The 20,436-nt window shown below is 73.0% G+C and carries 19 protein-coding genes; 11 read left to right on the top strand and 8 right to left on the bottom strand.

Going from position 1 to position 20,436, the window contains the following annotated elements:
• Window positions 1–41: 41 nt before the first annotated feature.
• From ACN265_RS21505 to ACN265_RS21495, 3 genes are all read left to right on the top strand, one after another.
• Window positions 42–1,796 carry a CDP-glycerol glycerophosphotransferase family protein gene (locus ACN265_RS21505; protein WP_421409143.1) on the top strand — a complete coding sequence of 585 codons (1,755 nt, stop codon included), beginning with the start codon at window positions 42–44 and terminating at the stop codon, window positions 1,794–1,796.
• A gap of 173 nt (window positions 1,797–1,969) precedes the next feature.
• Window positions 1,970–2,626, top strand: a complete 657-nt coding sequence (locus ACN265_RS21500) for a response regulator transcription factor (protein WP_204927976.1) — start codon at window positions 1,970–1,972, stop codon at window positions 2,624–2,626.
• Window positions 2,627–2,636: 10 nt separating this feature from the next.
• Complete coding sequence (locus tag ACN265_RS21495; protein WP_421409141.1) at window positions 2,637–4,058, top strand: ATP-binding protein; 1,422 nt, start codon at window positions 2,637–2,639, stop codon at window positions 4,056–4,058.
• A gap of 4 nt (window positions 4,059–4,062) precedes the next feature.
• On the opposite strand, the gene ACN265_RS21490 is transcribed toward ACN265_RS21495, so the two are convergent.
• The 3 genes from ACN265_RS21490 to yaaA form a co-directional block, all read right to left on the bottom strand.
• On the bottom strand, window positions 4,063–5,025 hold the full coding sequence (locus tag ACN265_RS21490; protein ID WP_421409140.1) for a TAXI family TRAP transporter solute-binding subunit: 963 nt from the start codon (window positions 5,023–5,025) through the stop codon (window positions 4,063–4,065).
• A gap of 95 nt (window positions 5,026–5,120) precedes the next feature.
• Complete coding sequence (locus ACN265_RS21485) at window positions 5,121–5,786, bottom strand: hypothetical protein (protein ID WP_421409138.1); 666 nt, start codon at window positions 5,784–5,786, stop codon at window positions 5,121–5,123.
• A gap of 97 nt (window positions 5,787–5,883) precedes the next feature.
• Window positions 5,884–6,684 carry a peroxide stress protein YaaA gene (gene yaaA, locus ACN265_RS21480; protein WP_421409136.1) on the bottom strand — a complete coding sequence of 267 codons (801 nt, stop codon included), beginning with the start codon at window positions 6,682–6,684 and terminating at the stop codon, window positions 5,884–5,886.
• A gap of 149 nt (window positions 6,685–6,833) precedes the next feature.
• On the opposite strand from yaaA, the gene ACN265_RS21475 reads away from it, so the two are divergent.
• Window positions 6,834–7,874: an App1 family protein gene (locus ACN265_RS21475; RefSeq protein WP_357932909.1), complete on the top strand. Its 1,041-nt coding sequence runs from the start codon at window positions 6,834–6,836 to the stop codon at window positions 7,872–7,874.
• A gap of 15 nt (window positions 7,875–7,889) precedes the next feature.
• Here the strand turns inward: ACN265_RS21475 and ACN265_RS21470 are convergent, their stop codons facing one another.
• The 3 genes from ACN265_RS21470 to ACN265_RS21460 all read right to left on the bottom strand — a co-directional run bounded on the left by ACN265_RS21470 (window position 7,890) and on the right by ACN265_RS21460 (window position 13,768).
• Entirely contained in the window at window positions 7,890–9,377 is a 1,488-nt protein-coding gene (locus tag ACN265_RS21470) for a M48 family metallopeptidase (protein ID WP_421409134.1), read from the bottom strand.
• A 72-nt stretch (window positions 9,378–9,449) separates the two neighbouring features.
• Window positions 9,450–11,552 (bottom strand): 1,4-alpha-glucan branching protein GlgB, encoded by a 2,103-nt coding sequence (gene glgB, locus ACN265_RS21465; RefSeq protein ID WP_421409133.1) that lies wholly within the window; start codon window positions 11,550–11,552, stop codon window positions 9,450–9,452.
• The gene (locus ACN265_RS21460) at window positions 11,540–13,768 is read right to left on the bottom strand and encodes a maltotransferase domain-containing protein (RefSeq protein WP_421409131.1); all 2,229 of its coding nucleotides are present in this window, start codon (window positions 13,766–13,768) and stop codon (window positions 11,540–11,542) included. Before ACN265_RS21460 ends, glgB begins: the two co-directional genes overlap by 13 nt.
• Window positions 13,769–13,961: 193 nt before the next feature.
• Between ACN265_RS21460 and ACN265_RS21455 the strand changes: the two genes are divergently transcribed.
• The gene (locus tag ACN265_RS21455) at window positions 13,962–14,237 is read left to right on the top strand and encodes a hypothetical protein (protein WP_420118009.1); all 276 of its coding nucleotides are present in this window, start codon (window positions 13,962–13,964) and stop codon (window positions 14,235–14,237) included.
• A gap of 67 nt (window positions 14,238–14,304) precedes the next feature.
• Complete coding sequence (locus ACN265_RS21450; RefSeq protein ID WP_204927968.1) at window positions 14,305–14,616, top strand: hypothetical protein; 312 nt, start codon at window positions 14,305–14,307, stop codon at window positions 14,614–14,616.
• Window positions 14,617–14,948: 332 nt separating this feature from the next.
• Here the strand turns inward: ACN265_RS21450 and ACN265_RS21445 are convergent, their stop codons facing one another.
• On the bottom strand, window positions 14,949–15,098 hold the full coding sequence (locus tag ACN265_RS21445; RefSeq protein ID WP_421411569.1) for a hypothetical protein: 150 nt from the start codon (window positions 15,096–15,098) through the stop codon (window positions 14,949–14,951).
• On the opposite strand from ACN265_RS21445, the gene ACN265_RS21440 reads away from it, so the two are divergent.
• The 3 genes from ACN265_RS21440 (at window position 15,037) to ACN265_RS21430 (ending at window position 16,058) form a co-directional block, all read left to right on the top strand.
• The gene (locus ACN265_RS21440) at window positions 15,037–15,312 is read left to right on the top strand and encodes a hypothetical protein (protein ID WP_421411741.1); all 276 of its coding nucleotides are present in this window, start codon (window positions 15,037–15,039) and stop codon (window positions 15,310–15,312) included. The two genes, ACN265_RS21445 and ACN265_RS21440, sit on opposite strands and share 62 nt — an antisense overlap.
• Window positions 15,313–15,373: 61 nt before the next feature.
• Complete coding sequence (locus tag ACN265_RS21435; RefSeq protein WP_421409129.1) at window positions 15,374–15,613, top strand: AbrB/MazE/SpoVT family DNA-binding domain-containing protein; 240 nt, start codon at window positions 15,374–15,376, stop codon at window positions 15,611–15,613.
• Entirely contained in the window at window positions 15,603–16,058 is a 456-nt protein-coding gene (locus ACN265_RS21430) for a type II toxin-antitoxin system VapC family toxin (RefSeq protein ID WP_421409127.1), read from the top strand. Before ACN265_RS21435 ends, ACN265_RS21430 begins: the two co-directional genes overlap by 11 nt.
• Window positions 16,059–16,119: 61 nt before the next feature.
• Here the strand turns inward: ACN265_RS21430 and glgA are convergent, their stop codons facing one another.
• Complete coding sequence (gene glgA, locus ACN265_RS21425) at window positions 16,120–17,322, bottom strand: glycogen synthase (protein WP_377683455.1); 1,203 nt, start codon at window positions 17,320–17,322, stop codon at window positions 16,120–16,122.
• 95 nt (window positions 17,323–17,417) lie between these two features.
• On the opposite strand from glgA, the gene glgC reads away from it, so the two are divergent.
• Both glgC and pgm read left to right on the top strand, forming a co-directional pair.
• Window positions 17,418–18,650, top strand: coding sequence for a glucose-1-phosphate adenylyltransferase (gene glgC / locus ACN265_RS21420; protein WP_357932874.1), 1,233 nt, complete (start codon window positions 17,418–17,420; stop codon window positions 18,648–18,650).
• Between the two features lie 73 nt (window positions 18,651–18,723).
• On the top strand, window positions 18,724–20,361 hold the full coding sequence (gene pgm / locus ACN265_RS21415) for a phosphoglucomutase (alpha-D-glucose-1,6-bisphosphate-dependent) (RefSeq protein ID WP_421409124.1): 1,638 nt from the start codon (window positions 18,724–18,726) through the stop codon (window positions 20,359–20,361).
• Window positions 20,362–20,436: the final 75 nt, after the last annotated feature.

Raw genomic sequence — 20,436 nt, 5'->3', positions numbered from 1 at the left:
CCCGCCCCCGCCCGTCATCGATCTCGTAGGGAGCGTCCCCCTTGTTCGGCTCGTTACTGGAACGCACCGGCACCGCCGCCCGAGGCGCGCTGCTGGTGCTGTCCTACCTGGTCATGCTCGTCGCGGGCGGCTTCGGATGGGTGGCCCTGTTCGCCGTGGCCGGGCTGGCGGCAGTCGTCGGCGAGTTCGCCGTCACCCGGTGGTCGCCCCCCTCGGAGGTGCTGCTGGAGAAGGTCGGCCTCAACCGGGGCTACCGGCAGCTCAGCCGCGACCTGGCCAGCGTGCTGCTGGTCGCCGCCACGGTCCCGCTCACCGGGGTCGAGCTGACCTGGCTGCTGGTGCTGCCGGCGGCGGTCTGGGTGACCGCCGTCTTCTCGGGCGCCCTCAACACCATGATCGACCGGCGGAACCCGGTCTCCGCACTGGTCCGCAACATCGAGCTGGGGCCGATCCGGTCGGCCCCCCGCCCGCCCGGGTGGGTCGCCGCCCTGGCCGGCGTCCCGCTCGCGGTGCTCAACGTGCTGCTGATCCCGGCCGCCGTGGTCGCGGCGGTGCGTACCGACGTCACCGTCATGCTGGCGGTCGCCGCGTTGGCCGCCGGGCTCGCCGCCCTGGTCGGCGCGGTCGTCGCGGTGACCTGGCTGCGGGGGAGGGGCACCGGCAAGAGCCCGGTGCTGCCGGTGCTCCAGCGCTGGATCGACGGCTACCGCCCCGAGGTCGCGCTCTACTTCGCCGGCCCCGCCAAGGACGTCTACCAGGCGAACATGTGGCTGGCCCCGACCGAGGCGCTGCACCAGCGGGCGGTCGTGCTGATGCGCAGCAAGGAGGCGTTCTTCGAGCTGGCCGACACCCGGCTGCCGGTGATCTGCGTGCCGACCGGCCCGGACTTCATGAACCTCGAACTGGGCACGGTGCGGGCCGCCCTCTACGCGGCCAACGTCGGCGCGAACATCCACATGCTGCGCGAGCCGGGCATGAAGCACGTGTTCGTCGGCCACGGCGACAGCGACAAGCAGGCCAGCGTCAACCCGTACAGCAAGGTGTACGACGAGGTGTGGGTCGCCGGCCTGGCCGGCCGGGAGCGGTACGCGCGGGCCGCGGTCGGCGTCCGCGACGAGGACATCGTGGAGATCGGCCGGCCGCAGCTCGCCGGGGTGCACACCTTCGGCGGGACCGCCCCGGACCGGCCGTTCACCGTCCTGTACGCCCCCACCTGGGAGGGCTGGCTCGACGACGACCCCTACCACACCTCGCTGGTGCTGATGGGGGAGCGGATCGTCCGGGGGGTGCTCGCCTCGCCGCAGGTGCGCCTGGTCTACAAGCCGCACCCGCTGACCGGCTCCCGTTCCAAGGAGGCCCGGGCGGTGCACGAGCGGCTGGTGTCGTTGATCCGGGCCGCCGGCGGTGACCCCGACTCCGGTTCGCTCGACGGCCCCGGGCACCGGGTGGTCACCGGTCGGGTTCCCGCCCTGTTCGACTGCTTCAACCAGACCGACCTGCTGATCAGCGACATCTCCAGCGTGGTCTCCGACTTCGTGCAGAGCCAGCGGCCGTACGTGGTGGCCAACCCGAGCGGGCTGCCGGAGGACGAGTTCCGGCGCGAGTTCCCCACCTCCCGGGCGGCGTACCTGCTCTCCCGGGACTGCGGCGAGCTGGAGAAGATCGTCGCGGTGACCCGGGCCGGCGACGATCCGATGACCGACGCCCGGCGGGAGCTGAAGACGTACCTGCTGGGCCCGGCCGAGGCCAACCCGATGGACCGGTTCCAGGAGGAGATCGGCCGGCTCTGCCGCTGACCGACCATGCTGCGGGACCCGGGGCGGCGGACGCCGGCCCCGGGTCCCGCGGCGTTTCCCCGGGCGGTGGCGGCGGCATGCCGGTGACCGGCGCGGGGCCGCCCACCGTTTCCCCCACACCGGCGCTTCTGCCACCATTCGCTCGACATCCGTACGACGAATGGGGGCCACCGGTGCGCATCCTGCTGGTCGAGGACGACCGACGGGTGGCCGCCGCCCTCGCCTCGGCGCTGACCCGACGCGGCTACGAGGTCGAGCACGCCGCCACGGTCGCCGCCGCGCTCTCCGCCGCCCCCTGCGACCTGGTCCTGCTCGACCTCACCCTGCCCGACGGGGACGGCACGGAGGTGTGCCGGGAGTTGCGGCGGCGCAGCAGCCAGCTCGGCATCATCGCGGTCACCGCCCGGGGCGAGGAACGCGACCGGGTGCTCGGCCTGCGGCTCGGCGCCGACGACTACGTGGTGAAGCCGTTCTCGATGGTGGAGCTGCAGGCCCGGATCGAGGCGGTGCTGCGGCGGGCGGCGCACGCCGCGCCGGCCCGGGACCTGATCGAGGTCGGGTCGGTCCGTATCGACGTGGCCGCCCGGACGGTCGCCGTCGCCGGTCAGCCGGTGGCGCTGACCCGCAAGGAGTTCGACATCCTGCTCTCGCTGGCCCGTCAGCCCGGCACGGCGGTGCCCCGCGACCGCATCCTGCTCGACGTCTGGGGCACCACCTGGGCCGACCGGCACACCGTCGAGGTGCACGTCGGTTCGCTACGCGGCAAGCTCGGCGACCCCCGGCTGGTGGAGACCGTACGCGGGGTCGGCTACCGGCTCCGGGGCGAGTGAGGGGCAGCCGGTGCGGCGTCGACTGGTGATCAGCTACCTGCTGCTGATGGTGCTGGTGCTCCTGGCGTTGGAGACGCCGCTCGCGGCGACCCTGGCGTCCCGGGAGACCGACCGGGTCCGCGCCGACCGGCTCGCCGACGCCACCCGGTTCGCCTCGCTGGCCGGGCCGGCGCTGCGCGGCGGCGGGGCCGGACCGCTGACCGGTGAACTCGTCAGCTACGACCAGCTCTACGGCATCGGGGCCGCCGTCGTCGACCGGGACGGCCGGGCGCTGGTGGTGTCGACGAGTTGGCGCACCGGCCGGGACACCCGGGCGGCCCTGGACACCGCCCTGGCCGGGCAGCAGTTCAACGGGCCGGACTCGGTGTGGCCGTGGGTGGACGGTCCGCTGGTGGTGGCGGTGCCGATCAACGACGGCGGTGAGGTGCTCGGCGCGGTGGTCACCGCCACGCCGGTGGCGAAGGTGCGCCGCACGGTCACCGCGTGGTGGCTGCTGCTCGCCGGGATCGGCCTGCTCGCCGTGCTGGCCTGCGTCTCCACCGCGTTCGGGCTGGCCGGTTGGGTGTTGCGTCCGGTGACCGAGCTGGACGCGGTGACCCACGAGATCGCCGAGGGGGACCGGGGCGCCCGGGTGCAGGACCGGTGGGGGCCGCCGGAGCTGCGCCGGCTGGCGGCCAACTTCAACCACATGGCGGCGGTGGTCGCCGACGTGATGGACCGGCAGCGGGCCTTCGTCGCGCACGCCAGTCACCAGTTGCGCAATCCGCTGACCGCGTTGCGCCTGCGGGTGGAGGAGCTGGGGCCGAGCGTGGTCGACCAGGACGGCCGGGCCGAGCACCGGCTCGCCCTGGAGGAGAGCGACCGGTTGGCGCTGGTTCTCGACGGGCTGCTCACCCTGGCCCGCGCCGAGCGGGAGCAGAACGAGCGGGTCACCGTGGACGCGGCGGCGGTGGCCGCGTCCCGGGTCGCCGCGTGGGAGCCGTTGGCCCGGCACCGGTCGGTCACGTTGCGCCTGGTAGCGTCCGGTCCGGCCTTCGCCCGGACCGTGCCGACCGCGGTCGACCAGGCGTTGGACGCGCTGATCGACAACGCGATCAAGTTCAGCGGCGACGGCGGTGAGGTGACCGTCGCGGTCCGGCACGTCGACGGGGGCACCGCGCTGGAGGTGCGCGACACCGGCCCGGGGATGACCTCGGGCCAGCTCGACCAGGCCACCGAGCGGTTCTGGCGGGCCCCGGACGCGCAGAACATCGAGGGCGCCGGGCTCGGCCTGACCATCGTGGCGGTGCTGGTGGACGCCTCCGACGGCCGGCTCACCATGCACCCGGGGCAGCCGCGGGGCCTGGTCGCCGAGCTGTGGTTCCCCGGCCCGTCCGACGCCGACCCTCCGTCGGACGCCGGTGCCCCCGCCCTGCCCGCCGGGGCGGGCTGAGCGGTCAGGGTTTGGCGGACCGGTACCAGTCGGCCGCGCCCGGGTGCAGCGGTAACGGCGTGGTGGCGATCGCCGAGCGGGGACTCATCCGGCCGGCCGCCGGGTGGGCGGCGGCCAGCTCCGACCGGCGTTCCATCAGCAGCCGGGTCACCTCGCGCACCAGGGGCTCGGGCAGGTCCGCCCGGACGATCAGGTAGTTGGGGTTGGCGACGGTGGTGACCGGGTCCACCCCGTACACCGAGCGGGGGACGTCCCGGGAGACGTACACCTCCCGGTAGGCGCGGCGCAGCGGCTCGGTCCACTCGCCGAGGTTCACCAGCCGGATCGAGGTGGCGTCGGCCAGCGCCTTCACCCCGCGTACCGGCAGGCCACCGGAGAAGAAGAAGGCGTCGATCCGGCCGGCGCGTAACGCCGCCACCGAGTCGTCCAGCCCGAGGTGTTCCTGCCGGACCTGGTCCCCGCCGAGCCGGGCCACCTCCAGCAGCCGGGTCACGGTGACCTCGGTGCCGGAGCCGGCCGCCCCCACCGAGACCCGTCGCCCGCGCAGGTCCGCGAGGTCGCGGATCGGTCCACCGGTCGTGGTGACCAGGTGCAGCAGGTCGTCGTAGACGCGGGCCACGGCGAGCACCCTCGGCGGGGTGGTCGGGCTGGTGTCGAGCACGTCGGCCTGGGTGAAGCCCAGTTCGGCGGCGCCGGAGCCGACCAGCCGGACGTTCTCGGCGGAGGCGGCGGTGACCACCACGCTGGCCCGGACGCCGGGCAGCTCGCGGTTGAGGACGGTGGCCAACGACTGGCCGAAGGCGTGGTAGACGGCGGTCGGGCTGCCGGTGGCGATCCGGATCGGGATCGGCTCGTCAGGGGATTCCTGGCAGGCGGCCAGCCCACCGAGCACCACGACCAGCAGCATCAGCAGCGCCCCGCCGGCGGAGGCGGACCGCCGGCCGCGCCCGGTCCGGCTACGGCTCACGCGGTGCACTCTGCGCCGTCACCGGCTCCGGCGCAAGCTCGGGCCGCCGGTGACCGGCCCGGGCCCCGGGTCGGTGCGCGCTGTGGTGGCCGGTATCAGACCAGGGTGGGGGTCCGGGCGGGCGCCAACGCGGCCCGTTCCATGATCCGCAGCCGGTCCGGTCCGTCCGCGACGCTCACCACCAGGCAGCCGGCCCCCGGGCGCAGCAGCGCCGGCACCTCCAGCAGCGCCGCCGACCGGATCAGCACGGCGGCGAGTTCCCGGTCGGCCAGCCGGATGCCGAGGATGTGCCGCCGGACGTGCCGGCCGCCGGCCAGCAGGGCCGAACGCCAGGCGGCCGAGGCGAGCCGGGTCCGCCAGGCGGCCCGGGGGGTGGAGGACCCGACGGCCGGCCCGAGCAGTTCCCGACGTCCCTGCCGCCAGCCCGCCTCCCGGAGCTGCGTGAACCCGGCGCGGTGACCCGCCGGCACGTGCAGCCGGTGCAGCTCGTACCGACGGCGCAGGCCACCGGTGACCACCTCGTGCTCGACGGGCACGTCGAGCCGGGCGAGCAGTTGCCGCATCCGCAGCGCCGCGTCCTCCCGGTTGAACTCCACGGCCCCCCGCTCCGGCGGCGTGGGGACGTGCGGGCGGGCCGTCGGTGTCGGGGTGCAGCGCACCAGGCAGGCCACCTCGAACGCGTCGGCCAGGGTCAGCCAGTCCAGCGGGGGCGGGGACGACGGGAGGCGTGGCCGGTCGAGCAGGCGGGGTTCGGAGGCCATCGGACCGCTCCTTCTCGACGGGGGATTCCCCTAACGGTCGCCTGCCGGTCGGCCCGCCTCCAGCCATCGGCACCGGATTTGAGGAAATCTTGCGTTCCTAGAGTTCGGTCACCACCACGTCGATCTGCCGGGGCCGCCCCGCCCTCACCGGCTGCTCCTCGACCGGATACTTCAGGTCACGCAACGCGCCGATCAACGCGGTCGCGGTCCGCGGCCGGGCCCCGGCCAGCAGCAGGTCACGGACCAACCGCCCCTTGGTGGCCTTGTTGAAGTGACTGACCACCGTGCGTTCGCCCGGCCGGCGCTCGTGCAGCACCCGCACGGTGACTGTCCGACCGGCCAGCTCCGCCGGCGGCGTCCAGGTCGCCGCGTAGGCGGCGGAGCGCAGGTCCAGCACCGGGCCGTCGCCGGCCGCCGCCGTCAGCACCGGTGACAGCACCCGCCGCCAGTACGCCGACAGCGCCCCCACCCCCGGCAACCGCGCCCCGATCGGGCACCGGTACGGCGGAATCCGGTCGGCGAGCCGGACCGCGCCCCACAGCCCCGAGCTGACCAGCACGGTGCGGCGGGCCGTCCGCAGCGCCCCGGGCGGCAGGGTGGCCAGGCCGAGCGCCTCGTAGAGCACCCCGGTGTAGACCTGCCCGGCGGGTGCGGTGGTGGCCCGGTCCAGCCGGGCGTTGCGGGTCAGCTCGCCCCGCTGCCCGGCGGTCAACCCGAGGGCGGCCAGGGCGGCGTCCGCGGCGGCGTCGGACCCGCCGGTGGCACAGAGCGTCATCAGCGCGCCCAGCACCTCCTCGCGGGCCGGGGTCAGCTCGGGCAGGCAGAGCCGGGTCAGGTCGAGCCGACGACCGGTGCCGGCGTCAGCCTTGCCCTCGGAGGGCGGCAGCAGGATGAGCACCGGCACAGCGTACGGGCCGGGGTCGGCGTCACGGCCGGACGGCGCTCGGGCCGTTCCCGCTCCCACCCGGGTCGTCGGCCCGGCGTGTTGCCGGTGACGACCGGGGCGCTCGCCTGGCCGCTCCCGGACACCTGTGGCAGGGTTGCACCGTGCCCTCCACCACCGCGAGCCAGCTGGCCGTACCCACCCTGCACCGGGCCGCGCGGATCGAGGACGCCCTGCACCAGCTCGTGGAGCGCCGGCTGCGGCGCACCGGGTGGCAGCCCAACATCGTCGCGTACGCCGGTTACGGCGCCCCCGGCTGGGCCCGGGTGCTCTGCCGGGTGCTGCTCAGCCGCCCCGACCGGCGGCAGGGCCGGCTGGAGAAGGTCCGTGGCTGGCGCAGCTTCGCCACCCTGCCCGCCAAGCACGTCGAGGTCACCATCGAGGCAGGTGGCAGCGTGCACACCGCCCAGGCCGACCGCAGCGGCTTCGTCGACACCGTGGTCAAGGCCGACTTCACCCCCGGCTGGGCGTCGGTGCGGCTGCGGGTCGCCGACGCCGAACCGGTCGAGGCGCTGGTCCGGGTGATCGACCCGGAGGTGCGCCTCGGCATCCTCTCCGACATCGACGACACGGTGATGGTGACCGCGCTGCCCCGGCCCATGCTGGCCGCCTGGAACACCTTCGTCCTCGACGAGCACGCCCGTACGGCGGTGCCCGGCATGGCGGTGCTCTACGAACGCCTGGTCACCGCCCACCCGGGCAGCCCGGTGTTCTACCTGTCGACCGGCGCGTGGAACGTCGCGCCGACGCTGACCCGGTTCCTGTCCCGGCACCTCTACCCGGCCGGCCCGCTGCTGCTCACCGACTGGGGGCCGACGGCCGACCGCTGGTTCCGCAGCGGCCGGGAACACAAGCGGGCCACCCTGGCCCGGCTGGCCACCGAGTTCCCCGACGTGCGCTGGCTGCTGATCGGCGACGACGGGCAGCACGACCAGGAGATCTACCGGGAGTTCGCCGCCGCCCACCCGGAGAACGTCGCCGGGGTGGCGATCCGCCGGCTCTCCCCGACCCAGTCGGTGCTCGCCGGTAGCCTGCCCGTGCCGAACGACCGGCCGTCCTCGGCGGGGCCGGTGGGGCAGAAGTGGCTCTCCGCCCCTGACGGGGCCGGCCTGTGGAAGCTGCTCCGCGACGCCGGCCTGGTCTGATCCCCGGCCCGACGGTCAGGTGGTCGGTGCGGCTGCGGGGGTGAAAGTCGTCCGGATTCCGAGCGCGGCGAGCCGGTCCCGTGCGGCCGGCACGGTGGCGGGGTCGGCCGACAGGTCCACCAGTTCGCCGAGCGGCAGCGGTTCGCCGGCGGTGGTGGACAGCTCGGGCGGGCCAGACCAGGAATGCCGCCACGAGGCGGCGGCGGAGTCGACCGCCGCAGCCTCCAGCGCCCCCTCGTAGGCCACCGTCAGGGACCGGAGGGCGTCCTCCTCGGCGGCATCCGGGGCCAGCTCACGGGCGAGGTCGAGGCACCGGTCCTCGGCGAGGAGGTCCAGCAGCAGGCCGAGATCGGCGTCGGGTCGCCCGGTCAGCCGCGCCGCCGCCCGGTACAGCGGGTCGGCCTGCTCCCGGGCGGACCGGTGCGCGAGGGCCGGGGTGAGCCGGTCCCAGGGCAGCAGCCGGGTTCCGGGCCGGTCGAACCGGCTCTCCCGGAGCCGGCGGCCCGAGGTGGCGAGGTCGGGAACCAGCACGGTGGCGGGGCGGCGGTCCGGGATGACGGGTACGTCCGGCACGAAACGCAGCGCGGCGATCCGCTCCCTGAGTGGCGGGTGCGACTCCCACCAGGCGGGCTCGGCGGGGGCCACCTCGACACTGCGCTCGCGGATCTCCTCGCGGCACTCGGCCAGGTAGGCGGCGAACCCCTCGAACAGGTCCTCCGGGAGGTGCCCCCGGTCGTACGCCGGCAGCACGTGGTCGGCGAGGTACCCGTCCCAACCGGTGCCCACCAACCGGATCTCGCGTAGGGCGTTCACCATGGCGTCCCGCCCGGCGGCGGCCACCGCGTAGCGGTCCGCCTCGTACTCCATCTGCCGGCTGATGCCCTGCTCGACGGCGACGAACAGGCGGGCGTACGCGGAGAGGACCGCGCGCAGCACGCCGTCCACGGTGTTCTGGGCGGTCCCGACGATGATCATCCGGGCCCGCAGGGCGATGCGCACGCTGCGGGTGTGCCGGCCGGAAAAGTGCCCCATCTCGTGGGCGAGGACCGCCCGGATCTGGTCGACGGTGTACGCCGGCAGCAGGGGCAGTCCGAGGATCACCGTACGGCGGCCGGGGAGCAGGCCGAGCAGCCGCACCTCCTCGGTCACCGCGGCGTTGGCCTCGGCGACCAGGCGGACGTCGTCCGGCTCCCGGGTGCCCACCCGGGCCGCGAGGTCCCGGACGATGCGCCACAGCTCGGGTGCCTGTTCCGGGCTGAGCAGGATGCCGGTCAGCGGGGCCGGGCGTCGGGTCAGCACCCGGCCGAGGGTGAAGACCAATGCGAACAACACGGTGCCGGCGGCACCGACGATGAGCGGCCGGAACCCGCGGGTGCCGGAGCCGTCCCCGTCGGTGCCGTAGCCCAGGCCGAACGCCCCGACCGCCACCACCAGCGCGACGGCCAGGACGAGGAAACCGACGAGCAGCACGACGGACAGCACGGCCTGCAACCACGTCTTCACGCGCGTTCCTCCCCCGGTGCGGCGTGCACAGTATCGACCGGAGGAGATGCGCCACAAGGCCCTTTCGGACGGTCAGTCGCGGCGCAGCCAGAGCACGCCGAGCGGGGGCACCCGCAGTGACACCGAGGCGGGCAGGCCGTGCCAGGGGACGTCCTGGGCGTGCACCGCGCCGAGGTTGCCCACCCCGGAACCGCCGTAGTGGTGGGCGTCGGTGTTGATCACCTCGGTCCAGGTGCCGGCGGCCGGCAAACCGACCCGGTAGTCCTCCAGCGGGCTCGCGGAGAAGTTCGCCACGCAGACCAGGGTCGCGCCGTCCGGGGCGATCCGGACGAAGGAGACCGTGTTGTTGGCGACGTCGTCTCCGGCGATCCAGCGGAACCCGGCCGGGTCGGTGTCCTGCGCCCACAGCGCCGGGGTGTTCCGGTAGGCGGCGTTGAGGTCGGCGACCAACCGCTGCACCCCGGCCCGCGCCGGATCGTGCAGGAGATACCAGTCGAGGCCGCGTTCCTCGCTCCACTCCCGGTCGTCGCCCAGCTCGCAGCCCATGAAGAGCAGCTGCTTGCCCGGGTGCGCCCACATGTACGCCAGCAGCGCCCGCACGTTGGCCAGCCGCTGCCAGGTGTCGCCGGGCATCTTGCCGGCCAGCGACCCCTTGCCGTGCACCACCTCGTCGTGGCTGATCGGCAGCACGTAGTTCTCGCTCCAGGCGTACGCCAGGGAGAAGGTGAGCTGGTGGTGGTGGTGCTGCCGGTAGATCGGGTCCTTGGCGGTGTAGAGCAGGGTGTCGTGCATCCAGCCCATGTTCCACTTGAAACCGAAGCCGAGCCCGCCGTCGGCGGTGGACCGGGTCACCCCGGGCCAGGCGGTGGACTCCTCGGCGATCATCACCACCCCGGCGTGGTGCTTGTAGACGGTGGCGTTGACCTCCTGCATGAAGGCGATCGCCTCCAGGTTCTCCCGGCCGCCGTGCTGGTTGGGCAGCCACTGCCCCTCGGGGCGGGAGTAGTCCAGGTAGAGCATCGAGGCGACCGCGTCCACCCGCAGGCCGTCGACGTGGAACTCGTCGCACCAGTAGAGCGCGTTGGCGACCAGGAAGTTGCGGACCTCGCGGCGGCCGAAGTCGAAGACGTACGTGCCCCAGTCGGGGTGCTCGCCGCGGCGCGGGTCGGGGTGCTCGTAGAGCGGGGTGCCGTCGAAGCGGGCGAGCGCCCACTCGTCCTTGGGGAAGTGCGCGGGCACCCAGTCCAGCAGCACCCCGATGCCGGCGGCGTGCAGCCGGTCGACCAGGTACCGGAAGTCGTCCGGGTCACCGAACCGGGAGGTGGGCGCGAAGTAGCCGGTGACCTGGTAGCCCCAGGAACCGCCGAACGGGTGCTCCATCACCGGCAGGAACTCCACGTGCGTGAAGCCCATCTCGGTGACGTACGCGGTGAGTTGTTCGGCCAGCTCCCGGTAGCCGAGGCCGGGCCGCCACGAGCCGAGGTGCACCTCGTAGACGCTCATCGGTTCCCGGTGCGGCTGCCGGCGGGCCCGCCGCTGCAGCCACTGCGCGTCGGTCCACTCGTAGCGGGACCGGTGCACCACCGAGGCGGTGGCCGGCGGCACCTCCGCGTACGCGGCCATCGGGTCGGCCTTGTCCCGCCACCGCCCGTCGGCACCGAGGACGCGGTACTTGTAGCGGGCCCCCTCCGGCGCGCCGGGCACGAAGATCTCCCAGACGCCGCTGGAGCCGAGGCTGCGCATCGGCCAGCCGTCGTCGGGACCCCAGCCGGTGAAGTCGCCGACCACGCGCACCCCACCGGCGTTCGGGGCCCATACCGCGAAGGCGACGCCGCCGTCGCGGACCTGCGCGCCGAGTGCCTCCCAGAGCCGCTCGTGCCGGCCCTCGCCGATCAGGTGCAGGTCCAGCTCGCCGAGGGTCGGCGGGTGGCGGTACGGGTCGTCGGTGACCCACCCGTCGACGTCGACCCGGTAGTCGAGCACGCTGCCCTCGACGCGGGCCTCGAAGACGCCGACGTCGTGCACCCGCTTCATCGGGTGCCGGTCGTCGCCGACGAGCAGCGCCACGTCACCGGCGCCCCGCCGCAGGGTGCGGATCGTGGTCCACCCGTCGGCGGGGTGCGCGCCGAGCAGGGCGTGCGGGTCGTGCGTCGCGCCGGCGATCAGCTGGTCCATCGGTCGTCCTTCGAGGCGGGGTCTGTCGGGGTGCTGCCGTGCGGGGCACGGCCGGTCCTGGTGCCGCCGGCCCTGGCGCGGCGGGCCCTGACGGGGCCGGGCGCGGGCAGGTCGGTCGCGGCGGGGCCGGCCGGCTGGTCGGTCTCCGGGGCGGGGGTGGTCGGCGCGGTGCCGCCGGAGAGTTCCGTGGGCACCTCCGTCACGGTCAACTCGGCGGGTTGCGCACCGGCCGGAATCTCGGCCGGCGGCGTCGGCGGGCGGCGGACCGTCAGCACGTGCGCGGGTTGCAGGTACGGGTCGAGCCGGACCGCGTTGCGCTGGCCCCACTCGTAGCCGGCCCCGGTCAGCTCGTCGTGCACGGTGAACCGTTCGTGCCAGTCGAAGCCGAGCGCCGGCATGTCCAGCGTCGTGTTGCCCCACTGCACGGTGTGCGAGTCGAAGGAGCAGACCACGATGACCGTGTCGCCGGTGTCCGGGTCGTGCTTGGACCAGCAGAGCAGTGCCGGGTTGTCGATGTCGTGGAAGACCAGGTTGCGCAGCTGGTGCAGGGCCGGGTGCTCGCGGCGCACCCGGTTGAGGATGGCGACGAACGGGGCGAGCGAACGGCCGTGTGCCTGCGCGCCGGCCCAGTCGCGGGGGCGCAGCTCGTACTTCTCGTTGTCGAGGTATTCCTCGGCCCCGGGCCGGGCGACGTGCTCGAACAGCTCGAAACCGGCGTAGATGCCCCAGGACGGGCTGAGCAGCGCGGCCAGCACCGCCCGGATCTTGAACATCGGCGGTCCGCCGTGCTGCAACGACTCGTGCAGGATGTCCGGGGTGTTGGGCCAGAAGTTGGGCCGCATCCAGTCGACCGAGGCGACCAGTTCCTCGCAGTACTCCCGCATCTGCGCGGCCGTCGTGCGCCAGGTGAAGTAGGTGTACGACTGGGTGAAGCCGATCTTGCCGAGGCCGTGCATGATCGCCGGCCGGGTGAACGCCTCGGCCAGGAACAGCACGTCCGGGTCGGTGCGCTTCACCTCGGCGATCAGCCAGTGCCAGAAGTCGAACGGCTTGGTGTGCGGGTTGTCCACCCGGAAGATCCGGACGCCCTCGCCGATCCAGTGCCGCACCACCCGCAGCACCTCGGCCCGGATGCCCTCGGGGTCGTTGTCGAAGTTGACCGGGTAGATGTCCTGGTACTTCTTCGGCGGGTTCTCCGCGTACGCGATGCTGCCGTCGGCCCGGGTGGTGAACCACTCCGGGTGCTCGGTGACCCACGGGTGGTCGGGGGCGCACTGCAACGCCAGGTCCATCGCCACCTCCAGGCCCTGCTCGGCGGCGGCGGCGACGAAGTCGCGGAAGTCCTCAGGCGTGCCCAGGTCGGGGTGGATGGCGTCGTGGCCGCCCTCGGCCGCGCCGATCGCCCACGGCGAGCCGACGTCGTCGGGGCCGGCGGTCAGCGCGTTGTTGCGGCCCTTGCGGTTGACCCGGCCGATCGGGTGGATCGGCGGCAGGTAGAGCACGTCGAAGCCCATCGCCGCGACCCCGGGCAGCCGGTCCAGCGCGGTGACGAAGGTGCCCGAGCGGGCCGGGGCGTCGACGGTGGCCGGGATCGCGCCCTCGGAGCGGGGGAAGAACTCGTACCAGGCGGAGAAGAGCGCCCGGGGGCGGTCCACCCACAGCAGGTGCGGGGTGCCGGTGGTGACCAGTTCCCGCACCGGGTGGGCCCAGAGCAGGTCGGCCAGGTCGAGGGCCGGGGCGACCCGGCGGGCCAGCTCGGCCTGCTGGTCGCCCAGCGCCTCCACCGCGGCTGTGACCCGCCCGGCCGCGTCGGCCGGCACGAGGTCCAGGGCGGCGGTCAGCACCCGCACGCCCTCGGCCAGGTCGTTGGCCAGATCGGCCGCGCCCTGCCCGGCGGCGACCTTCTTGGTCACCGCGTTGTGCCAGGTCAGGTACGGGTCCTGGAACGCCTCGACGGTGAACGACCACTCGCCGACGGCGTCCGGCCGGATGGTGGCGTGCCAGCGGTCCTGCCCCGGCTCGCCGGGCCGCATCCGGGTGAACGGGCGGGTCACGCCGTCGGGGCCGTGCCAGACCACGTTGCAGCCGAGCGCGTCGTGCCCCTCCCGGTAGGCGCGGGCCGACACCGGCACCAGCTCGTCGACCACCGCCTTGGCCGGGTAGCGACCGCAGGCGACGACAGGGGAGACGTCTTCGATCGGGAACCGTCCGCTCACCCGCTCAACCTACTGTGCGAGATCCCCTCGCGCTCAACCAAGCGTCCCCTTCGCCCCGCCCTGGCGTCCCCGCCCAGGTCCGGACACATGGCGTTGCTGTGAGATCACCATGTGTGTATGGTCGGCCGGGTCAATCGACAGGTCGCGATCTGGAGGTAGGATGAATCGGCTCAAATCACGCACGGCGACCCTCGTGGCAGGCACCGCGATCGCCGGCCTCGTCGCGGCCGTGGTGCCCGGCACCGCCGCCCAGGCCGGCTACTACCAGTACCGCAAGTGCTCCACCGCGGTCTCGCTCTCCTTCTTCGTCGACAGCACCTCGTCGACCACGCGGTGGCCGCACTCGATCGGCTGGAACAACGTCATGTACGCGGCGCAGGAGGCCAACGGCCGCTACCACGTCTCGCTCTGGGACACCTCGGGTGACACCAACGGCTGGGTCAGCACCGCCTGGGTCCGCGCCTGCTGAGCGACCCGACGCCGACGCTGACGACGGCGCGGCCCGGACCCACCCACCCGACGACCCGGAGGTATCCATGAGCACGATCGGCAAGCGCGCGGCAGCCCTGGTGACGGCGACCGCCCTGACCAGCCTCGGCGCGGCCGTGGCGACCGGCGGTGCCGCCCAGGCCGCCTACTACCAGTACAGCAAGTGCTCCACCGCCGTCAGCCTGTCCGTGTTCGTGGACAGCACCTCGTCGACCACGAAGTGGCCGCACTCGGTCGGCTACAACACCCGCATGTTCGCGGCGCAGGAGGCCAACGGCCGCTACCACGTCTCGCTCTGGGACGCCTCGGGTGACACCAACGGCTGGGTCAGCACCGCCTGGGTCCGGCCCTGCTCGTAGCCCTCCCCGCTGCGCGCAGGCCTCCGTCCTGCCCGTAGTTCTCCGGCGGTGCTGCCGCGTGGCCCAGCCGTGCGGTAGGTCCCTGCCCCCTCTCAGGCTCCTGCCCCGCGTCGGATCCCCTCCCCGCGTCACCTGTCCGGAGACACGTGTGCCCGGCTGGCATCTTTCTGCCAGCCGGGCACGTCGTATCGGCGAGCGGAGGGCGCGGGGTGCTGTCTCCCGCCCTGCTGGATACGGCATGCAGGTCGGCGGCGATCTTCCGATAGCCCATCGGGATGCTCATGGAGCCTGCCTCCGTCCGGCGGTACGTTCGTCGGAGACCCGTATGACTGTCAGGCATAAAGATGCCCGACAGTCATACGACCTCTGGAGAGTGGTACCCCCGTCGGGGTTGCGCATTGTGCGGGCGGGCAATCCAAAATGCGAAGCGCCAGCCGGCTCGGTGTCGCGCTGGCCTTGTACTGCTCGCGGAGTTCCGCGATCGACGGCAGCTTCGCCCCTGGTCGTGGCGCGCCGAACCGGATCGAGCGGGTCACACCGTCCAGGAGCAGTTCGCCGACCACGGAGGCGGAGCGCACCGCCCGCAGCGAGGTGCACGACCGCCCGGCGGTGCGCCCCCTGGTCGCCGCGGTGGCCCGTTGCGCCGCCGCCCCGCCGGCCCTGGTCCACCTCGCCGCCATCCTTCACGTCACCTGAGAGCAGCCGGGCAGAGACCTGCGACACGTATCATGTGTATTACGTATCTAGGGGGCCTGCCATGAGGTTGAACAGCAAGGGTCAGGTGACGATCCCGGCGGAACTGCGGGTCCGGTACAACCTGCACGAGGGCGATGAGGTAGACGTGATCGAGGAGGGCGGCGCGCTGCGCATCGTGCGCGTCAGTGATGCCGACACCCGTGGCCAGCGTCTGGTCCGACACATGCGCGGCAGGGGCAGCGGCCAGGAGGTGCGGGGCATGTCGACCGAGGATCTGATGGACCTTCTCCGTGGGGAGTGAACGGATCCGGGCTGTCGCCGGTCGGGTGCCGGACACGGTTGCCACGCTGGTAGACACCAACGTCCTGTTGGACGTCTTCACCGAGGACCCGCAATGGGCCGACTGGTCGGGTGAGGCCCTGGCCAGCGCCCGCGACGAGGGCGTTCTGGTGATCAATCCGATCGTGTACGCCGAGGTATCCGTGCGGTTCGACGGTGTCGAGGAACTCGACGATGCGCTGCCCGCCACGGATTTTCTCCGCGAGGAACTGCCGTACCCGGCGGGCTTCCTGGCCGGCAAGGCTAACGCGCGATACCGCCGGCAGGGCGGCGCCAAGCGTTCGCCGATCGCCGACTTCTACATCGGCGCGCACGCGGCGGTCTGCCGCTACCGCCTGCTCACCCGCGACAGCAGCCGCTACCGCTCGTACTTCCCGACGCTGAAGTTGATCGCGCCCGGCGAGTAACCGGCCCCTGCTCCGCCCAGCCTGCGTGGCAGCGGCGGGAGGACGGGGAGAAGAACCCGCCCTATGCGAGCAGTGAGCGGTACAGCTCCAGGGTCTGGACGGCGATGGCGTCCCAGGAGAAGTGCTCCACGGCCCGCCGCCGGCCGGCGAGACCGAACGCCTCGGTGCGCTTCGGGTCGGCCAGCAACCCGTTGATCGTCCTGCCGAGGTCGGCGACGAAGCGGTCCGGGTCCAGCGGGTTGCCGGAACCGTCGCCGGCCTGCTCGATCGGCACCAGCAGCCCGGTCTCGCCGTCGGCGACCACCTCGGGGATGCCGCCGGTGGCGGTCGCCACCACCGCCGTCTCGCAGGCCATCGCCTCCAGGTTGACGATGCCCATCGGCTCGTAGACCGAGGGGCAGACGAAGATCGTGGCGTGGGTGAGCACCTGGATCACCTCGGGCTTGGGCAGCATCTCGGCCACCCAGACCACCCCGGACCGGTTGGCCCGCAACTCGGTGACCAGACCCTCCACCTCGGCGGCGATCTCCGGGGTGTCCGGGGCGCCGGCGAGCAGCACGAGCTGGGTGTCGGCGGGCAGTTCCCGGGCCGCCCGCAGCAGGTAGGGCAGGCCCTTCTGCCTGGTGATCCGCCCGACGTACACCACGCTGGGGCGGGCGGGGTCGATGCCCAGCCGGTCCAGCACGTCGGTGCCGTGGTCGGGGGAGTACTGGGCGGTGTCGATGCCGTTGTAGACCACCCGCACCCGGTCGGGGTTCACCGCCGGGTAGGCGGTCAGCACGTCCCGGCGCATCCCCGCGCTGACCGCGACGATCGCGTCGGCGGACTCCATCGCCGTCCGCTCGCACCACGAGGAGAGCGCGTAGCCGCCGCCGAGCTGCTCGGCCTTCCACGGGCGCAGCGGCTCCAGGCTGTGCGCGGTCACCACGTGCGGCACCCCGTACAGCAGCTTGGCGGTGTGCCCGGCCAGGTTGGCATACCAGGTGTGGCTGTGCACCACGTCGGTGCCGGCGCACCCGGCGGCCATCGCCAGGTCGACGCCCATGGTGCGCAGCGCCGCGTTCGCGCCGTCCAGGGCGGCCGGCTCGGGGTACGCGGTGACGCCCGGTTCGTCGCGGGCCGCGCCGAAGCAGTGCACCCGGACGTCGGCGAGCCGGCGCAGTTCCCGGGCCAGGTACTCGACGTGCACCCCGGCCCCGCCGTACACCTCCGGCGGGTACTCGCGGGTCAGCAGGTCCACGCGCAGCGGGGCGGAGTCGGTCATGCCCGGCACCCTAGTGCAGAATCCGGCCGCGCACCGGTCGCGGAACTGTGCCCGTACGAGTGGTGAAGTCGCAGCGGTATGGATAGCGTCTGGTCATGGCTGCCAAGGTGCTCGCGATCGTCCTGGCCGGTGGAGAGGGCAAGCGCCTGATGCCGCTCACCGCGGACCGGGCCAAGCCGGCCGTCCCGTTCGGCGGGATGTACCGCATGGTCGATTTCGTCCTGTCCAATCTGGCGAACGCCGGCTTTCTCAAGATCGTCGTGCTGACCCAGTACAAGTCCCACTCGTTGGACCGGCACATCACCAAGACGTGGCGGATGTCGACGCTGCTCGGCAACTACGTCACGCCGGTGCCGGCCCAGCAGCGTCGGGGCCCGTGGTGGTTCGCCGGCTCCGCCGACGCGATCTACCAGAGCTTCAACCTGATCAACGACGAGCAGCCGGACTACGTGATCGTCTTCGGCGCCGACCACATCTACCGGATGGACCCCCGGCAGATGGTCGACGACCACATCGCCTCCGGCGCGGCGGTCACCGTCGCCGGCATCCGCCAACCGCTGTCGATGGCCGACCAGTTCGGCGTGATCGAGGTCGGCGAGGACGGCAAGCGGATCCGGGCGTTCCGGGAGAAGCCCACCGACGCGGTCGGCCTGCCCGACGCCCCCGACCAGATCTACGCCTCGATGGGCAACTACGTCTTCTCCACCCGGGCGCTCTGCGAGGTCGTGGAACGCGATGCGGCCGACAAGACCAGCAAGCACGACATGGGCGGCAGCATCATTCCGATGCTTGTCGAGCGGGGCGAGGCCAACGTCTACGACTTCAAGGACAACGAGGTGCCCGGCAGCACCGACCGGGACCGGGGCTACTGGCGGGACGTGGGGACGCTCGACTCGTTCTACGACGCGCACATGGATCTGATCAACGTGCACCCGGTGTTCAACCTCTACAACTTCGACTGGCCCATCTACACCGACCAGCCGCCGTACCCGCCGGCGAAGTTCGTCCACCAGTGGGGCGAGCGGGTCGGCCGGGCGGTCGGCTCGATGATCTCGCCCGGCGCGGTGATCTCCGGCTCGCTGGTGGAGAACTCGGTCGTCTCACCCAAGGTCAAGGTGCACTCCTGGGCGCAGGTCGACGGCGCGGTGCTGATGGAGGGTGTCGAGGTGGGCCGGCATGCCGTGATCCGCCGGGCCATCCTCGACAAGAACGTCTTCGTGCCCGAGGGCGCCGAGATCGGGGTCGACCTGGAGAAGGACCGGCAGCGCTACACGGTCTCCGACAACGGCGTCGTCGTCATCGGCAAGGGGCAGCGCGTCGAGCCCTGAGCCCGGGTGTGTGACCCGGCCGCCGCCGGGAAGACACCGCACCCGCCCCGTACCACCCGAGGAGGTTTCCGCAGTGGCCCACCCCCGTGCCGGACAGCCCGCCGAGCCCGCCGACCTGGTCGACGTGCCCCGGCTGGTGACCGCCTACTACGCCGAGCACCCGGACCCGGACGACCCGGCGCAGCAGGTCTCCTTCGGTACCTCCGGCCACCGGGGGTCCAGCCTGCGCAACGCGTTCAACTCCGACCACATCCTCGCCGTCACCCAGGCGCTGTGCGACTACCGCCGCGAACAGGGCCTGACGGGGCCGCTGTTCCTGGCCCGGGACACCCACGCGCTGTCCGCCCCCGCCGAGGCCGACGCGCTGGAGGTGCTCGCCGGCAACGGGGTGACCGTGCTGCGGGACAGCCGCGACGGCTACACCCCCACCCCGGCGCTGTCGCACGCCGTGCTCACCCACAACCGGGGGCGCACCGACGGGCTCGCCGACGGCATCGTGATCACCCCCTCGCACAACCCGCCCGACGACGGCGGCTTCAAGTACAACCCGACCAACGGCGGGCCCGCCGACACCGACGTCACGAGGTGGATCCAGGACCGGGCGAACGCGATCCTGGCCGCCGGGCTCAAGGAGGTCAGACGCATCCCGTACGCGCGGGCGCGCGCCGCCGACACCACCGGCACGTACGACTTCCTCGCCGGCTACGTCGACGACCTGCCGTCGGTGCTCGACATCGACGCGATCCGCGACGCCGGGGTGCGGATCGGGGCCGACCCGCTCGGCGGGGCAAGCGTCGCCTACTGGGGTGAGATCGCGCAGCGGCACCGCCTCGACCTCACCGTGATCAACCCGCTGGTCGACCCGACCTGGCGGTTCATGACCCTCGACGGCGACGGCAAGATCCGGATGGACTGCTCCTCGCCCAACGCGATGGCGTCGCTGATCGCCGCCCGGGACAGGTTCCAGGTCTCCACCGGCAACGACGCCGACGCCGACCGGCACGGCATCGTCACCCCCGACGGGGGCCTGATGAACCCCAACCACTACCTGGCGGTGGCGATCGGGCACCTGTTCCGTACCCGGTCGCAGTGGGGTCCGGCGGCGGCCGTCGGCAAGACCCTGGTCTCCTCCTCGATGATCGACCGGATCGCCGCCGACCTGGGCCGGCCGCTGCTGGAGGTGCCGGTCGGCTTCAAGTGGTTCGTCCCCGGGCTGCTCGACGGCACGGTCGGCTTCGGCGGCGAGGAGAGCGCCGGGGCGTCGTTCCTACGCCGCGACGGCAGCACGTGGACCACCGACAAGGACGGCATCCTGCTCTGCCTGCTGGCCGCCGAGATCATCGCCACCACCGGCCGGACCCCGAGCGAGCACTACGCCGCACTGACCGAGCGCTTCGGCGCACCCGCGTACGCCCGGATCGACGCCCCGGCCAGCCGGGAGCAGAAGGCGGTGCTGGGCCGGCTGTCCCCGGAGCAGGTCACCGCCACCGAGTTGGCCGGCGAGCCGATCACCGCCACCCTGACCAGCGCCCCCGGCAACGGCGCGTCCATCGGCGGGCTCAAGGTGACCACCGAGTCGGGCTGGTTCGCCGCCCGCCCCTCGGGCACCGAGGACGTCTACAAGATCTATGCCGAGTCGTTCCAGGGCCCGGAGCACCTGGCCCGCATCCAGGACGAGGCGAAGTCCCTGGTCGACGAGGTGCTGGGCTAGCAGCCGGACGAGGTCGTCGCGCCCCGCCGGTCACCGCACGGTGACCGGCGGGGCGTAGTCGTCTACGCCCGTTTC

It is taken from the genome of Micromonospora sp. WMMD730 (assembly GCF_049178955.1).
Taxonomy (GTDB): Bacteria; Actinomycetota; Actinomycetes; order Mycobacteriales; family Micromonosporaceae; genus Micromonospora; species Micromonospora wenchangensis.
Note: the sequence above shows the minus strand (reverse complement) of the source record. Positions and strands in the feature narration are given on the sequence as shown.

Excerpts from the sequence above, each read along its gene's own strand:
- glgA (WP_377683455.1), bottom strand. The coding sequence starts at position 17,322 with ATGACCGACTCCGCCCCGCTGCGCGTGGACCTGCTGACCCGCGAGTAC.
- ACN265_RS21485 (WP_421409138.1), bottom strand. The coding sequence starts at position 5,786 with ATGGCCTCCGAACCCCGCCTGCTCGACCGGCCACGCCTCCCGTCGTCC.
- glgB (WP_421409133.1), bottom strand. The coding sequence starts at position 11,552 with ATGGACCAGCTGATCGCCGGCGCGACGCACGACCCGCACGCCCTGCTC.
- ACN265_RS21440 (WP_421411741.1), top strand. The coding sequence starts at position 15,037 with ATGCGAAGCGCCAGCCGGCTCGGTGTCGCGCTGGCCTTGTACTGCTCG.
- ACN265_RS21450 (WP_204927968.1), top strand. The coding sequence starts at position 14,305 with ATGAGCACGATCGGCAAGCGCGCGGCAGCCCTGGTGACGGCGACCGCC.
- ACN265_RS21435 (WP_421409129.1), top strand. The coding sequence starts at position 15,374 with ATGAGGTTGAACAGCAAGGGTCAGGTGACGATCCCGGCGGAACTGCGG.
- glgC (WP_357932874.1), top strand. The coding sequence starts at position 17,418 with ATGGCTGCCAAGGTGCTCGCGATCGTCCTGGCCGGTGGAGAGGGCAAG.